This window comes from Rhizobium sp. 007, from assembly GCF_015353075.1.
Classification (GTDB): Bacteria; Pseudomonadota; Alphaproteobacteria; order Rhizobiales; family Rhizobiaceae; genus Rhizobium.
Genome location: NZ_CP064188.1, coordinates 406,944 through 423,158 on the forward strand (window position 1 = coordinate 406,944; position 16,215 = coordinate 423,158).

General features: G+C 59.6%; 14 protein-coding genes. 3 read left to right on the forward strand and 11 right to left on the reverse strand.

Going from position 1 to position 16,215, the window contains the following annotated elements:
- Nucleotides 1-43: 43 nt before the first annotated feature.
- The 9 genes from ISN39_RS23000 to oiaX form a co-directional block, all read right to left on the reverse strand.
- Entirely contained in the window at nt 44-1,909 is a 1,866-nt protein-coding gene (locus tag ISN39_RS23000; RefSeq protein WP_194730584.1) for a hypothetical protein, read from the reverse strand.
- Complete coding sequence (locus tag ISN39_RS23005; protein ID WP_194730585.1) at nt 1,906-2,940, reverse strand: Gfo/Idh/MocA family oxidoreductase; 1,035 nt, start codon at nt 2,938-2,940, stop codon at nt 1,906-1,908. The genes ISN39_RS23000 and ISN39_RS23005 overlap by 4 nt, the downstream gene beginning before the upstream one ends.
- Nucleotide 2,941: 1 nt before the next feature.
- A complete protein-coding gene (locus ISN39_RS23010) occupies nt 2,942-4,006 on the reverse strand; it encodes an ABC transporter permease (protein ID WP_074072626.1) in 1,065 nt (354 codons plus the stop codon).
- On the reverse strand, nt 4,003-5,553 hold the full coding sequence (locus ISN39_RS23015; RefSeq protein WP_194730586.1) for a sugar ABC transporter ATP-binding protein: 1,551 nt from the start codon (nt 5,551-5,553) through the stop codon (nt 4,003-4,005). The genes ISN39_RS23010 and ISN39_RS23015 overlap by 4 nt, the downstream gene beginning before the upstream one ends.
- Nucleotides 5,550-6,194, reverse strand: coding sequence for a DUF2291 domain-containing protein (locus tag ISN39_RS23020; protein WP_194730587.1), 645 nt, complete (start codon nt 6,192-6,194; stop codon nt 5,550-5,552). Before ISN39_RS23020 ends, ISN39_RS23015 begins: the two co-directional genes overlap by 4 nt.
- 75 nt (nt 6,195-6,269) lie before the next feature.
- Nucleotides 6,270-7,211: a D-ribose ABC transporter substrate-binding protein gene (locus ISN39_RS23025; RefSeq protein ID WP_074072624.1), complete on the reverse strand. Its 942-nt coding sequence runs from the start codon at nt 7,209-7,211 to the stop codon at nt 6,270-6,272.
- A gap of 82 nt (nt 7,212-7,293) precedes the next feature.
- A complete protein-coding gene (locus ISN39_RS23030) occupies nt 7,294-8,121 on the reverse strand; it encodes a phosphogluconate dehydrogenase C-terminal domain-containing protein (protein ID WP_194730588.1) in 828 nt (275 codons plus the stop codon).
- Nucleotides 8,122-8,508: 387 nt separating this feature from the next.
- Entirely contained in the window at nt 8,509-9,846 is a 1,338-nt protein-coding gene (locus tag ISN39_RS23035; RefSeq protein ID WP_194730589.1) for a four-carbon acid sugar kinase family protein, read from the reverse strand.
- Between the two features lie 5 nt (nt 9,847-9,851).
- Entirely contained in the window at nt 9,852-11,108 is a 1,257-nt protein-coding gene (oiaX, locus tag ISN39_RS23040; protein ID WP_194731885.1) for a 3-oxo-isoapionate-4-phosphate decarboxylase OiaX, read from the reverse strand.
- Between the two features lie 176 nt (nt 11,109-11,284).
- Here oiaX and ISN39_RS23045 point away from each other — a divergent pair, with 176 nt between their 5' ends.
- Entirely contained in the window at nt 11,285-11,989 is a 705-nt protein-coding gene (locus ISN39_RS23045) for a transcriptional regulator NanR (RefSeq protein ID WP_074072620.1), read from the forward strand.
- 89 nt (nt 11,990-12,078) lie between these two features.
- Here the strand turns inward: ISN39_RS23045 and ISN39_RS23050 are convergent, their stop codons facing one another.
- Complete coding sequence (locus ISN39_RS23050) at nt 12,079-12,624, reverse strand: alpha/beta hydrolase (protein ID WP_194730590.1); 546 nt, start codon at nt 12,622-12,624, stop codon at nt 12,079-12,081.
- A gap of 102 nt (nt 12,625-12,726) precedes the next feature.
- Between ISN39_RS23050 and ISN39_RS23055 the strand changes: the two genes are divergently transcribed.
- On the forward strand, nt 12,727-13,203 hold the full coding sequence (locus ISN39_RS23055) for an Lrp/AsnC family transcriptional regulator (protein WP_194730591.1): 477 nt from the start codon (nt 12,727-12,729) through the stop codon (nt 13,201-13,203).
- A gap of 91 nt (nt 13,204-13,294) precedes the next feature.
- On the forward strand, nt 13,295-14,191 hold the full coding sequence (locus ISN39_RS23060) for an alpha/beta hydrolase (protein WP_194730592.1): 897 nt from the start codon (nt 13,295-13,297) through the stop codon (nt 14,189-14,191).
- A 2-nt stretch (nt 14,192-14,193) separates the two neighbouring features.
- Here the strand turns inward: ISN39_RS23060 and ISN39_RS23065 are convergent, their stop codons facing one another.
- A complete protein-coding gene (locus tag ISN39_RS23065; protein WP_194730593.1) occupies nt 14,194-16,197 on the reverse strand; it encodes a CocE/NonD family hydrolase in 2,004 nt (667 codons plus the stop codon).
- Nucleotides 16,198-16,215 lie beyond the last annotated feature (18 nt).

Below are 16,215 nucleotides of genomic sequence, written 5' to 3' on the forward strand. Positions count from 1 at the left end.
TGATCGAGGCACGATGTCATAGATGCAGTTGCGACGCTGAAGGTCAATCCGCAAGTGGCAAGACCGCTGTCGCGAGCGGGGCGAGTTGAAGGATTGCGCTCGCATCTCCTGACACTCTCGTGCACGCGCCACGATCGATGGTTTGTTCGCTGCCCGTCAGGTTGACAATGTGAAGCCTTGCCGCTCTGGTGCCGTTAACGACAAATGCCAGGACCTCGGCGGGGGAGGAGGACAGGCACTCCTGCCAGGATGAACCAGCCAATGCAGACAGCGTCCGCACCGTATTGAATAGCGGGCGCCGGCCACCTTCCTCGATCGGTTCAGTCGGACCGGCGATCAAACCAAACGGACCGGTCAACGCCGATAGCGTCAGGCATTCGAGATCGGCATCCAGCACTCGGATGGCGTAACCAAGTGCAAAGGCCTCCGCGAAACGTCCGTTATGCCGCGGGTCGCGGTTGGCCATGGGGATGCGTGCACCCGACGGATTATCCATCGTGCGGCTGCCATAGGGGTTCTGTCGCATCGCGATGGTCGACGGGCCGATCCGGTAGGGCTTCCGGCCGTAGATGGCACGCACGGAGCGCGTGATGAAGGGCAGGGCCTCCAATGTCTGCATGACGCTGAGATCGTCGGCCGCATGCACGATCGGGTTGGTGCAGTGGTTGATGAAGTCAAGGGGTCCGTCCGGTACCTGTTTGCGGTTGAGTTCAGTAAAATAGCTCAGCATGCCGCCGCCGATGCGAATGCCCGAAAAGGCCGAGCGGGCTCCCGCGTAGACCTCTTCAAGAGGTGGGCAGTCGGGCCATTTGCTGCCGGGCGGTGTTGATTGCCGGTCGACCGAGGGCGAGATCATGATCGCATCCGGTTTGAATTCCGCCGACTGCATCTGTCGGGCAATCTCGGCCGCCTCGAAGAATGGGGATTGCTTGCAGGGAAGTGCGATCTCCAGCGTCGAGCGTCCGCGGTGAATGGCGGCGATTGCGGCGAACCGGTTGAGTGCTTCGACGCCATGTCCAGAACCAGGATCGAAATGGAAGAGGAGTTCCTGGGAAGCGATTTCCGATAGTATCGTCTTTGCCGAGAGCGTCGCATCAGCTTCCTCGGGTGTAATGATTAGACCGATTGCCGGCATGGTACCGGTCCGCGCCCCGAGGTTGAGTTTTATAGTTTTGCCGAAGGCCGCAGCCGAGGGGCGTTGGCCGCGGCGGCCATCCCTGATGATGAGCGATGCTTTCTGCCGGACGGGCCGATTTTTTGGAATTGCATAAGGCCACGGAAGGGCGAGTGGTCTGACGTAAGTCTTGAATGAGGCATCCGACCAGTTTCTCTGGTCTTCCATTTCAAAGCTGTCGCCCTCCATCCTGCATTCGGCCTTGACGGCAGGCATGACGTCATGGCTGATGGCGCGCATCTCCTTGAACGGTTGCCACGGCTCGATCAAATCAGGAAACCTTGTCGCGACGATCCTGCCGTCGACGTGCTCGACGGCAGCCCGCGTTCCGGCTATTCCAACGATCGGATGCAGGATACAGAAGCCGCAGCGGTTGGTCTCGAAGCCTGTTTCCGAGACAGCTTCGGCCTCGAAGTCGAGCCAGTCGGTGCTTCCAACGATGCGAACGTCGATGACGAGCGTCGTGTGCTGCGGTCCGTCGCACCGAGCCCGGTAGCCGACCTCGAAACCATCGTCCTTCTGGCTGATCTTGTGGTCGGAGATCTCCGGGCTCAAGGTGCCCCAGTCCCGGTCGCGCACAAGGTAGGAGATTGCTCTCAGCACCTCGCTTCCGTCATAGGTAATGGTGCGGAGGCTGCCATTGGCAAGATCGGCCTCCAGTTTTCCGGCACGCAGTCGGACCGGCTTCGGTTCGACGAGGCGGGTGCCGTAGAGCAGAAATGGATCGACCGTCATTGCAGCATCGCTCCGACATCGATCGTCTGACCCTTCGCCGCGCTTTCATAGGCTCCCTCGACGAGTGCGAATGTCCTCAGATTGTCGGCGCCGGAGGTCGAGTGTTCCATGCCGCGCTTCAACTGGTCGACCCAGTGCTGCTGGATCGCGTACACGCTCTCCTGAATGTTATGCCAGGGCCGTGACGCCCATGGCAGCAGCTTCGGAGACACGTTCGTGGTGGTGGTGCCCTGCGCGTTGGTCACTTTGAGGCCGTAACCTTGGGTGAGCCGGATCGTGCCCTCGGATCCATCAAGCTCGACCAACGTCTCGGGGAACGGTTCGGTCGAAAGTTTCGTGGCATAGCTGACGTCGACGACCGATGTGGCGCCGTTTTTGTGGTCAAGCAGGATAGTCGCGACGTCCTCGCCCTTGATCTTGGGGTTGATCCGCGTCGTGCGGGCCGTGACTGCCGAGACGTCGCCGAGGATGTAGCGCGCAATGTCGAGTGCATGGATGCCGAGGTCCTCGATGATGAACCGCTCACCTTCTGCCAGATACGGCTGTCCCGAGAAGACGTCATAGCCGGAACGGAAGGAGAAACGTCCCCAGAAGGGTGTGCCGATTGCGCCCGCCTCCAGCGCCTTTCGAACCGCCTGGATCGGCGTCTGCCAGCGGAAATTCTCGTGCACCATCAGCGCAACGCCGGCATTGCGGCACGTCTCGACCATGATCTTTGCATCCGACAGCGTCTTGGCAAACGGCTTCTGGCAGATGGCCGGTACCTTGTGCCGGGCCGCCATTTCCACCAGGGCGCGGTGGCTCTCTACCGTCGTGGCAATATCGACGAAATCGAAACCGCCGTCTGCAAACAGTGCTTCGGCATCGCTATAGCGACGATCGATGCCGAACTGATCTCCGACGACCCTCAACCTTGCCGGATCGCGGTCACAGATCGCGACGATCCTGGCGCCTTCGACATCGTTCCATGCGTGCATCTGGTTGATCGCGAAAAAGCCGCAGCCGATCAATGCACCTTTCAATTCGGTCATTTCAACCCGCCTTTGCCATCTGCATGAGAGTAACGCGTTGCTGCAGTCGACGCTGGGCCTGATCGACAACCACGGCAATGATAATCACCAGTCCCTTGATGACCATCTGCCAGAAGGACGAGACGCCCATCATCACCAGCCCGTCCGACAGGATGCCTATGACGAAGGCGCCAATAATCGTTCCGCCGATCGTCCCGCGGCCGCCCGACATCGATGTTCCGCCAAGAACCGCCGCAGCGATCGCGTTGAGTTCGAAGCTCTCACCCGTCGCCGGGTGCGAGGCCATAAGTTCCGATGAGATGATGACGCCGACGATGGCCGCGCAAAGGCCGGAGAACATATAAACGAAGATCTTCACGAGATCGACGCGGATCCCCGACATGCGCGCTGCGCGCTCGTTGCCACCGACGGCGAAGATATGACGGCCGATCGGCGTCGAGCGCGCGACATAAGCTGCAAGCAAGGCGAGCGCGATGAGGATCCAGATCGATACCGGCAAGCCGAGCACCCGACCTGCGCCAAAGAAGTCGAAGCCGGTCGTGGCATATTCAGGCCGGCCGACAAGGTTCGGAAAGGTCTGACCGTCTGAGGAAAGCAGCGCGAGACCGCGGGCGATATACAGGGTGCCGAGCGTCGCAATGAACGGGGCAACGTTGAGCTTCGTAATGAGCAGCCCGTTGATCAGCCCGATGATCAGGCCAATCGAGAGCGTGATCAAAACGATCTCGAACAGGTTGAAATAGATGGTGTAGCCGATTGGCAGCTCGATGCCGTAAAGGATCAAACCGCCGGCGACCATGCCGCAAAGCCCGACGATCGATCCGACCGACAGGTCGATGCCGCCGGTGATGATGACGAACGTCATGCCCATCGCCAGGAAGGCATTGAGCGCGACGTGTTTTGACATCAGGATCATGTTCGCAGTCGAGGTGAAGTTCGGTGCGAAGATCGCGAAGAAGACGATGACGGCGAAGAGCGCGATGAAGGTTCTGAGCTTCATCAGCGTCAGGAGGAAAGAGCCGTTCGCGCTCGCCGGCGATGAGGTGGATGAAGTAGCGGCCGTCATGACGCGTGTTTCCCTTGATGTCCATGTCCCTTGGCTGAAGCCTGGACAATGGCTTCTTCCTTTGCCTCGCTGCGATCGAAAACGGCCACCAGTTGGCCGTTGCTCAAGACCGCGATGCGATCGGAAAGCGCCATGACCTCTTCGAGGTCAGAAGTCGAAAACAGAATGGCGAGCCCGTTTGCCGCCAGCCGGCGCATGGTGCGGAAGACATCGGCCTTGGCGCCTACATCGATGCCGCGGCTTGGCTCGTCCATCAAAAGCACTTTTGGGTTGGTCATCAGCGCCTTGCCGATGACCACCTTCTGCTGGTTGCCGCCCGACATCGAGGTCACTTCAAAATCCGGGTTGGGCGCCTTGATCGAGAGGTCCCGGATCGCATCGCGAATGGCGTTCTTCTCGGCGCCGCTGTCGATATGGAAGAGGCGGGTAAAGCGACCAAGGCTTGCCAAGGTCAGGTTGGAGGCGATGGAGAGCACCTGGACCAGTCCCTCCCGCTGCCGGTCTTCCGGAATGAGCGCAAGGCCGCGGCGGATACGCCTGGTGGTATCGCGGGCGCGTACTTCCTTGCCTTCGATGAAGATCTTGCCCGTCGAGTGCAGGTGACGTCCGATCACGCATTCGAAGAATTCGCTGCGCCCGGCGCCCATGAGACCATAGATGCCGAGAATTTCGCCCGCTTTGACGGAAAGCGAGACATTGTCGACCGCAAGCCCGCCCGTCGGTCGCGGCAGGCTGATGTTTTCGGCGCGGAAGACCTCGTCTCCGATGGCGTGATCTGCCGACTTTGCGAAATCCTTAGCATCAGAGCCGATCATGGAGCGCACGATCCAGCGTGTATCGATATCGCGAACCATCGCCTGGCCGGTAATCTGGCCGTCGCGCAGCACCGTGATGTAATCGCCGATGCGCATCAGCTCTTCAAGCCGGTGTGAAATGTAGACGATCGCCACCCCCTGAGCCTTCAACTCCGCAATCACCTTAAAGAGGACTTCGACTTCGGCGGCCGAGAGGGCAGAGGTTGGTTCGTCCATGATCAGGATGCGTGCATTCAGCGACATCGCCTTGGCGATTTCGACGAGCTGCTGCTGGCCAATCGGCAGATCCTCGACCATCGCTTCGGCCTCGATTCCGGCATCCAGACGCTTCAGAAATTCATTGGCTTTCGCGGCCTGTGCCTTGTGGTCGATGCCGAACAGGCCGCGTGTGATCTCGCGAGTGGCGAAGATGTTCTCCGCGACCGACATGTTGGCGAAGAGATTGAGCTCTTGAAAGATCATGCCGATTCCGTAGGCTTGCGCATCGGCCGGGCTGGCGAACGAGACCGGCTCACCATCCAGGATGATGCGGCCGAGTGTCGGGCGCTCGACCCCGGCGATAATCTTCATGAGCGTCGATTTGCCCGCGCCGTTTTCGCCGACCAGGACGTTAACGGCACCTCGGTGCAGCTCGAGATTGGCGCGCTTGACCGCGACGATGCCGGAATAGACCTTCGACACGTCGTCGAGGCGGAGGATAATGTCGTCCTTCGGTGTGGCGATCGCCGTCATGATGCCACCGTCAGTTGGCAAGGCGTAACAAGTGGAAGCTGTCCGCTGTTTGGCAGAGGGAAGGCCCCGATGACGGTCACTGTTTTGCCGGCTAGGCCGTCGCGGAAGATAGCGGACAGGAAGGCCGTATTGGCCTTCTCGTTGAACGCCTTGCCAAACTGCGCCCACTCGATCTGGTTCTTGAATTCGTTGAAATTGACGAAGTCGAGCGTGTCGCGCAACGCCGTGCCGCGCACAGCCGGCCCGATCTGGACCTTTGCATCGGCTTTTCCGTCGCCATCGGCGTCGACATCGAGCGTTGCTGCACGCGATGCCGTGTCGGCCGCAATGACCTTGCCGGTGAATTTCACCGCATAGGTCCACGGCGAGCTGCTCTGCTTGCGCGGGTTGCCATATCTCTCTCCCGCCTGGTCTGGGCTGGAGGTGGCCAGCTGCAAGACTTCTTTCAGCTCGCCTGCGCGCTTCTCGAAATAGGGTACGACCTGGGGCTGCCAGATTGCCTCGACCTTTGCATTCGGGTCGAAGGCGGTCTTGGCCGCTGCCGCCGCCTTTTCCTCTGCGGTCGGTGTCTTGATGATCTTGCAACCGGGCAAGGCCGCCGCCACGACTGCAGCGAGCAGAGCGCCCTTCATTCTCAACATGCAATGAACCTCGACGTCATACAATATGCACTGCAGAGGGCGCAGTGCTGCGCCCTCTGCAAGACACGGCTGCGGTTAGTTAGTGAGCGCGAAGGTCTCGAGCTTGTCAGCATTGTCGGCGTTAACGAGAACGCAGTCCATGAGCTGCTTTTCTTCTTTGGGTGTCGTCTTGTTCTTGATGTAGGCGTCTGCCTGTTCGACGGCCAATTGCGCCTGGGCATAGGCCGGCTGCAGGACGGTCGCCTTGATGCCGCCGGATTTGATGGAGTCGCGGACATCGTTGGAACCGTCAAAGCCGACGACGATCACGTCCTTGCGACCGGCAGCCTGGAGGGCTGCGATCGCGCCCATGGCCATCGTGTCGTTGCCCGAAATCACGCCCTTGATGTCGGGATTGGCCTGGAGGATTGTCTCCATCTTCGAATAGGCTTCCGTCTGGCTCCAGTTCGCCGACTGCTTGGCGACCAGTTTCAGGTCCGGATAGTCGTCGATAACGTCATGGTATCCCTGGGAGCGGATGCCGGCATTGGTGTCGGACTCCTTGCCCACTAGCTCGACATAATTGCCCTTTTCACCCATCAACTTGACGAACTCCTGCGCGCCAAGCTGGGCACCCTGGTAGTTGTTGGAAACGATCTGGGCAACGGCGACCCCCGTCGCATTGATTTCGCGGTCGATCAGGAAAGAGGGGATGCCCGCATCCTTGGCCTTCTTGACGGCCGCGACAGAGGCGTCTGCACCGGCATTATCGAGGATGATGGCCTTGGCGCCCCTTCCGATTGCGGTGTCGATCATTTCGGACTGCTTGTTGGCGTCATCGTCATGCGTCATGACGAGGGCTTCGTAGCCAAGTTCCTTCGCCTTGGCCTCGGCACCGACGGCTTCGGCCTTGAAGAAGGGATTGTCATGGGCCGGCGTGATGATGGCGATAAGGTCGGCCGAATATGCCGGAATGGCCGTTGCGAGCGCCATTGCGCCGGCGAAGGCCGCAATTGTCAATTTACGTGTTAGTCTCATTTTCTCCTCCCGGGTGTGAATGTAAATAGCGCCCCGTCTCCCTTGGGGCGGTTGAGGGGAGGCGTTGCCTCCCCAGGTCAGTTCAGGTGATACGCCGGATGCTTTCGGCGATCTCCTGTGGTTCGAATACCTTCTTCCAATCTTCGCGCATCAGCGCAGGGATGCCGAACTCGATCGCCTTGTTGCAGGCATCCGAAAACACGCCGTCAACTTCCTTGAAGATGACCGCGCCGAGCACGTTCATATGGCCGAGCAGGAAGTCGCGGGCCGCTTCCTCAGGCACGCCGCGCGCGACGCATTCGTCCATGGCCTGTCGCATGACGACGAGGAGCGATGCGCAGACGGTTTCCGACAAGCCAGGTTCGAGCATTGCAAGTTGGTCGACCGTAACCCGGTGCGAGCGCATGACGGGCGCCCAGATGACCTTGGCGATCTCCTCGCCGAGCGCGTATGCGCTTTCTGGTCCCTGCATCAGCGCCGAAACAATGTGCTGCTTGGCGAACACCCCCCCGAAATGGTCCTTCTTCGCCTGCATCTCCGTCTCGTCATTGAAGATTGGCGGATGGCAGGGATGGGTGACAAAATAGGTGAGATCGTCGCGCTTTGGCAGATGACCGGCAAAGGGAGCCGCAGCGTCCAGGGCCACGACCATGGTGGCGGGCTTGAGCTTGTCGACGATGCCTGCCGCGACTTTTCCGATCGCCGTGTCCGGCACGGCAAGGATGACCACTTCCGCGCCATCAAGGGCGGCATCGACCGGCATGCATTCGAGGTTGAGGTCATTCTTCAGTCGGACTTTGCCGGCGTCGCTAACCTCGACATGGCGCACGTCGAAACGCGAACCCTTGAGGTTCTTGGCAAGCCGATATCCCATTTTTCCGCCTGCGCCGAATAGGGCAATTCTAGTCATATTTCCCTCACCTTTTCTCAGTCCGATAGGATCATATACTGGTATAATGAGTCAATCACTATATCACTAAAAAGATCACGATGCATGGTTTTCTTCGTCAAGCCGATCAATCGCCCGCACATTTTCAGCCGAAGGGCCAGAAGGATCGAATTCCGACGTTTTATCGGTCTCCCCGAAATGCTCGCGCCATCATCGGCGAGACTTCGCCCGTCCACGCGCCGGAGACCTCCCGGTGCATGTTCTAGGCGCCGACTTTGGAAATAGCGATGAAGGAAGGGATGACGAACCGCTGGATGCGAATGTCACGTTCACGGTCGGCATCCGCGCAGGGTGCGCGAAGGCGAGCACTTCGTCGACGGTCTTATGGTGCCGACCCAGAAGCTCATCTCAGTTCTTCCTTCCATCGCGGATCTGCGCGAAATAGCCGTCGGATCCAACCTGGCCACCCTTAAGAGCGATCTGCAGGCCATTCGTCGGCTCATAGCTGCCATGCGCGAGGCAAAGCGGAGAACCCGGTGTGTGGGGAAGCGGAAGTAGCGTCGTCAGAGCGTCGATCTTCAACTGCCTGAGTGCATGACTGGAGGTATCGCCACCGGCAATGACGGCCCGCGAAAGCCCTTCGCTCTCGATCAAACGGCGCAAGACCGAGCCGAGCACGCTTCCGAGCTTGTGACGAGCGCCCGGGACCATGTCGATGTGGACGCCAACGTCCGCCGATGGGCCAAGGGCGGTATAGAAAATGACGCTCTTTCCCTCCTTCAGCTTTCGGGTGCCGGCCTGTACCGCCTCATCCGCCGAGCGTTCGCTATCCTCCGACACCAGTGCAAGAGGGTCGAGTGCAATGCTTTCAAAGCCGTCATGGACCGCATTTCGGATTTGACGCTCGGTCGTCGGAGATACGCTGCCGGAGACGACGGCGAGGCGGTCAACCGGGCCGACATCGGCAAACTCGATGCTGCTTTCGCCGATAATGCCGTTTCGCCGCCAGGCACTGAGAAGCGCGTATTCGACCCCCGACGAGCCGGCAACGAAACTCGAGGATTTGCTGGTAAGACGGAGTAGCTGTTTACCTGCAGCCACCTGCGTCGCCTCGGATTCGACATCGATGAGCACAATCCCGTCTGAAATCGACGCGAGTTCGTCGATACGCGCGTCGGCGTTTGCGGATGTGAGCGCAACAAGGTCGGCGACTGCAACGGGAACGCGGGTCTGCTTTGCCAGGTGGACGGCAAGGTCGGCCTCATCCATCGGAGTTACCGGATGGCAGCGCATCACCGGGTGCCGGTCGATGCGATAGATACGGCCCTGGTAGGCGGCAAAGAGGTTGCCGAAGGCGGTATAACGCTTCAATTGCGGCGCACCAACGATGACAGGCACGATGGACTGAGCGAACGTCGTCCGGCCGATTTCGATCGCCTTGCCGATGCTGCCGATCTCAGCACTGGAATCGAAGGTCGAGCAGACCTTGTAGTGGCATATCTCGGCGCCCAGCGACTTCAGCCATTCGAAAGCGGGCGTCAGGTGCTGTTGCATCCATGCGGGTGTCTCGCTGCGGCTTGTTCCCGCAATACCGATCGCCTGGCAACCCTTGAAGCGGGCGAGAATTTCGGGCGTAGGGATGTCGAGAAAGAGCGCAGTCGCAATGCCGTTCGACGCCAAGGCCTCCATGACATCGGTGGAGCCGGTAAAGTCATCGCCGTAGTAGCTGACGAGAAGCTTGTCCATCGCGATCAGGCGCCTTTTCCGTCGCTGAACTTTGCAATGGAAGCCGCAAGCTCCGGATGATCCTTAGCGTAGGCCTCCAATGGTATGCCGGCGACTGCGGCCTGCCAGGCCTGCTGTACCGCCCGAACGCCGGCGGCCGGTCCGCCGGGATGACTGACGATGCCGCCGCCGCAAAGGTAGAGAAGGTCGGTGGTACGGCCGGTTCGTTGGTAGGTCTCCGGGGCCTGTCCTCCCCACTGACCGGATCCCGCAACCGGAAGCGGGCAGTCGGAGGCGTCGAAGAGCGGCGTGGTGACGGCCTTGAACGATGCGATGAAGCTTTCGTCCGGTTCCCAGTATTTTACCCGGATGCCGTTGATCTGGAGCTGGTCGACGCCTAGCAGCCGCCAAAATTGCTGATAGACCTTGAAGTCCATGCCGGCGCCAGGGTCGCGCGTCAGCAGGTCCCAACCGTTGCGATGCGCATGCAGCACCAGATTGGAACGCTTTCGAAGAAAACTCATACCGCCGAAGCCGATCGAGTTGATGTTGACGACGGCGCAGTTGCCGCCGGCCTTGGCGACGATGTCGTGGTTGCGCATCATTTCGTCGGGGTCGGCATGCGAGATGCCGAACGCATACATGACCTTCTTGCCGGTCTTTTGTTCGTGGTCCAGAATGCGCGGCATGATCGCTGCGACACGCTCCTCGAGCGGCGAATAGGAAGGGCTCATCAGCTTCTCGTCATCCTTGATGAAGTCGACGCCGGACTTGATGAGTTCGCCGACAAGCTCCGCCGTTTCATGCGGCCGCAGGCCAAGGGCCGGCTTGACGATCGTTCCGATGATCGGACGGGCCTCTACCCCGGTCAGGCGGCGACTTCCGGGAATGCCGAACTGCGGTCCCGGATGAGCACCCTTGAATGCGTCCGGCAGCTTCATGTCGACGATGCGAATGCCGGTCATGCCCTTGATGGAGTAGACGCCCCCGATCGCGATGGTCATCAGGGCCGAAAGATCTGTGCCGATCGCGTCCAGCGGAAAGGCGATGTCGACATCGGCGCGGTGGAGCAGAGTGCCGGGCCCAACCTCCGGCCATGTTGGACGACCTGCATCGCCGAGGCGGCGGATCGCCAGCACTCGGGCGGCGACACGCGATTTCAGCTCCTCGGTTTCACCCGGAACGGGCACGAAGGTTCCGGTCGACTGGTCGCTTGCGATCTTGTCCGCCATTGATTCGACGCTCCCAGGCGTCTCGATGCGGTAGGTCAGCGTAATCATCATGACGTGCAGGTTGCTCCTGTCGCCACGAAAGATTGTCATGGCGTCAACTTATGATCTGGTATAATCAGTATTCCAATCGATGAAAAGTGGAATCTTTCGATGCGCGCATTTCGGGCTGAGCTTTGTTCTCGGCATGGAAGATGGTAGGAGGAGACATTTTGAGCCAGCGAGATCTTATGACACAACCCATCGAACAAATCGTCCGCCGGAAACTGTCCGACGAAGTGTTTGATCGACTCGAGCGGATGATTACGTCAGGCGAACTTCAGCCTGGCGATGAAATGCCGTCCGAACGCGTTCTCATGGAGCGCTTTGGCGTTGGTCGTCCTGCAATCCGCGAAGCGATGCAGTCACTTGCCAATAAGGGGCTCGTGAACATTTCCCATGGTGAACGTGCCAAGGTACTGCAACTGACGGCTCAATCGATCTTCCGTCAGGTCGATTTGACAGCGAAGATCATGCTGTCCCAGTCGGCCGATTCTCTGGAGCATCTGAAGAGCGCCCGAATTTTCTTCGAACGGGGCATGGCGCGGGAGGCCGCCCAGCGTACCAAGCAGAGCGACGTCGACGCGCTTCGCGACATTATCGACCGCCAGCGCCGCGCATTGGGACACGCAGAAGAATTCATCGCCGCGGATATGCAGTTTCATACGCGCATCGCTCAGATTTCCGGCAATCCGATATTCGTCGCAGTGAGTGAGGCAATGCTCGCATGGCTGAAGGAATATCACACCGAAATGCTCATCTGGACCGGCAAGGAAAAGCTTACACTGGTCGAGCACGAGGAAATTCTTGAGCGGCTTGCCGCAAACGACGCCGATGGTGCCGAGGCAGCGGTTCTGAAGCATCTCGAACGCTCGCGGGCGCTCTACACGAAGTAGTTCACTCACGCGGCTCCATCACTACGGATATCCGAGCGGCTTTCCGGATGAAGGTTCGTTCGCGCCGCCGCTCGGCAGCAGTCGCTTGCTCATGTTCTCTTGGAAATGCTTTCGGCAAAGGCCTGGAACAAGGCTAGCCCACTCGGCCAGTCCTCAAGCCCACTGCGGCCGTTGATATGGCCGAGTGCTCCGACCTCGACAATGTGGCTGCCCCATTCGGCCGCCCGCATGCGGGCATATTCAATCTTGCCATAAGGATCGTTAGAACTTGCAATGACGACAGAGGGAAAACGGAGCTTGCCTTCCGGCGGGTCGGCGAAACCGGCAGCCTTAGGCGGATAGGCCTCGGACCGTGGATCGGGAACCGCCACAAGGAAGGCGCCTGCGACGGGAAGAGAAGAAATGCGCTGCCAATGGACGACCAGAAGGCACGCCAGGCTGTGCGCCACCAGCAGCGGCGCATTTTTCGTGGCGGCGACGGTTCGCTCCAGCGCTGCGGCCCAGTCCGGTAAATCCGGCCTATCCCAGCTCTTCGGTTGAAAACGGATCGCTCGGGGATTTGTCCGCTCCCAATGCGTTTGCCAATGTGTCTCCCCTGATCCTCCAATACCGGGCAGAATGATGATGTCGGCCATGCTTTCTCCTTTCACGTCGGGAAAATGGCGTCTTCCATCTGTCTCTGGAATAGGCAATCATCGGAAAACACATCCGATTTCCGATGAACTAAAGGTCAAAGCATGACACCTGCCCAAAACGGCCGCTTCCTGCTCGATCCGACCGATATCGCCATCATTGAAGCATTGCAGGAGGACGGACGGATTGCGATTTCGGAACTTGGGCGCAAGATTGGATTGTCTCAACCGGCGACGTCGGAGAGGGTAAAGCGGCTGGAAGAACGTGGCATCATCGCTGGATACGGAGCACGTATCGATGCCACCCGACTAGGATTGGGAATGATGGCGGTCGTGCGCCTTCGCACGACGCACGAGCACATCCGTGCATGTTTGAAGCAATTTTCCGAAATGCCGCATGTCATAGAAGTGCTGCGGCTGACGGGAGAGGACTGCTTTTTCTTGAAGGTTCTGGTCCCGTCACCGGGAGACCTCGAGACGATCGTGGATTCGATCGCGAGGTTCGGGGCCGTAACAACGTCCCTCGTCTTGCGCGGCGAGCCGCCGAAATTCATCGGGCGCACGCTGATCCAGCAGGTTTAGGAATTCCAGCACAAAGCCGACCCAGCGGATTTTACGAGGAAATAAACGGACGCAACGTCGACCAAAAAGAGGTACGCCTTTGCATCATCCGATGCCGACAGAGACAGGGATTCGGCAGTTCCTTGCAATTTGTGACAGCTTCTATCCCGCTGATGCGGTGGCTGCTCCCATTTCCCAGCAAAGGCAATGGTACGATGCTCTTTGTGCGCGTTTCGACCAGCCCCTGCCGGAGGGACTGACGACTGAGGATGCCCTCGTTCTCGACAGGATAGCAACACGGCATTATCGGCCGAAGGCGATCAGGACAGAAACTGTCCTGCTTTATCTGCATGGCGGCGGCTTTGTCGTGGGATCGCTTGAGAGCCATCACGCGATCTGCGCCGAGATTGCCGATTTTGCCGGTGCCGAGCTCATTTCGGTCGATTATCGCCTTGCGCCCGAATATCGATGGCCGGCGCAAACGGATGATTGTTTCGAGGTGTTGAAACACCTGCTCGTCTCAGGCAGGCAGGCCGTGCTGATCGGCGACAGTGCTGGCGGCAATCTTGCCGCTGGATTGGCGATCAGAGCGCAGCAGCAGCGATTGCTCGGCATTGCTGGCCAGGTGCTGATCTATCCGACGCTTGGTGGAGATCTTGTATCCGGGTCCTACAGTGAAATGGAAAATGCACCGGGGTTGAAAACGTCGGACGTCGCCTATTACCGCGCAAGCCTGAAGGCTCCGCCAGGCGATCCCGTCGCCGAACCCCTTGCCGCCGCCTCATTTGCGGAGCTGCCGCCCGCCTTCATCACCGTTGCTCATTTCGATCCGCTGCGCGACGATGGCCGCCACTACGCGGCCAAGCTTGCGAAGGCCGGTGTGGAGGTCTGGTTCCGCGAAGAGCCGCAATTGGTGCACGCCTGGCTAAGAGCGCGTCATATGAGCGATGGAGCTCGCATCGGCTTTCGGGCAGTGTGCGAGGCCGCCAGCCGCTTTGCTGGACCATGACATTACATCAGGTCCCGCGGGATCTGCTTTTCTGCGAAGATCTTTTCAAAGACCTGAGTCTCGCCTTCATAGGCCGTGACAACGGCGCTGGTCATCCAACTCGTCTTAGTGCAGGAGATCCAGGCCGTCGACACGGTGCGGATAGACCAGCCGGGGCGCTGCATGTCGCATGTCCACGTCGAAGTGCCGGTCATCGAGAGAGGATCGTCGGGTGCGATCGACCAGACTTCTTGCCTCAGCTGCCGTGTCGAAAGCCCAGTCTCGGGATGCTCGAAAAGACCGGTGTCCTCATGGATCTGATAATGGGTAAAATTGCCGCACAGATCACGGACGACCTGTCTTTTCGTGGCAGCAGGAGCGTGCTCGATATACTTCGGCAGAGGATCAGGATGCTCAGGCGCCTTCATCTCGATCTGTTGATGGTCGCCGAGTTTGGGAAGCGCAAGGCCGATCGAGGCTATATCGATGCTCACGCCAGCGTCTTCCGGAGGCGGCAGTATCAGCGGCCAATAGGCAGTCGAGAGTGAAAGGCGGATGCGGTGACCGCGGCGGACGCGATAGCCGCAGGCATCAAGGACGATGCGCACCGTGGTTCGTTCTCCCGTCTTCAGCGGTTCCGGCGCGGCATTGCTGTCGCGATGAGCAAGGTTGAGCACGCCGAAGGAGATGCGTGTCGCTGTCCCATCAGGATGAACATCGACCAGACGCACGCAAAGATTGGCGGTCGCCGCCTCTGAGCGAAGAGAGAGAGTGAGTTCCGGCCGGCCGAGATAGTCATGGTCTTCGGCAATCGGCACGGTGTCGAAAACGAGAGACCCCGCATCGTCGCCGCGCTGGTCGAGAGCCATCTCCGCATCCGGCTTCAGCGTGAAATATTCGCCCGACGCAGTCCCGGTATCGAGCGGTGAACGGAGATAGAGGCGATGCTCCGGCGCCTGGGGGATTGGCATCCCCTCAGTCAGCCGGCCGAACTGCTCGATATAAAAGCACTGCATCTTCGGCGGCTCCCAGACATCCTTGGCGATCCAGAAGCCGGGGTCGAAATCGCGGCGCGGTGCCGGCCGGATGGCGTCGAGGATATAGGCGCGCACCTGCGGCAGCGCATCGGCGCCGTTTTTGTCGCCACGCAGCCAGCGGTTCCACCAGGTGATTGCCTCCCCGTGAAAGTCGGTGCGTGGCTTTGGCCAGGCGAAATGCGGGTATTTGTGAACCCAGGGCCCGAGGAGCGCCTTCGCCTTGCCGCCAAGGCCTTCCACCGCCATCAGCGGCGTATTGCGGTAGCCATCGGCCCAACCGGCGATGACAAGTGCGGGAATGTCGACGCGGGAAAAATCTTCCGAAATCGAGCCATGACGCCAGAAGTCATCCTTGCGCTGATGCTTGAGCCACTCTTCCATGAAGAAGGGTTCGCGCTTAAGGCGCTGCAGCCACATTTCCTTCCAGCGGTCGCCGACGATTGCAGGGTCCGGCGGGCGTGATTGATAACCGAGCATGGTTGCAGCCCAGGAAAGCTGAGCCGAAAGATGGCATCCGTTTTTGTAATGGATGTCATCGTTAAAACGATCGACCGTCGAAGCGATGGAGATGATCGCTTTAAGAGCCGGCGGGCGAAGGGCTGCGACCTGAAGACTGTTGAAACCGCCCCAGGAGATACCCATCATGCCGACAGAACCGTTCGACCAGGGCTGAGCAGCGATCCAGGCGATCAGTTCGCAGGCGTTGGCGAGTTCGAGCTCGGTATATTCGCCGTCAATGACATCGTCGGATTCGCCTGACCCTCTGATGTCTACGCGCACCCCTGCAATCCCCGCAGCGGCGAAGACGGGATAGGTCGATTCATCACGAAGGCTGGTTCCGTCGCGCTTGCGGTAAGGCAAGAACTCGAAGACCGCCGGGACGGGATCGGCCACCGCGTCGTCAGGCATCCAGATGCGCGCTGCAAGCTGCGTACCGTCTTTGAGGGCGATCCAATGGTTTTCGATGGTCGTGAAGCCGCGTTCGGTCATGGTGTCCTGGTCAGCAAA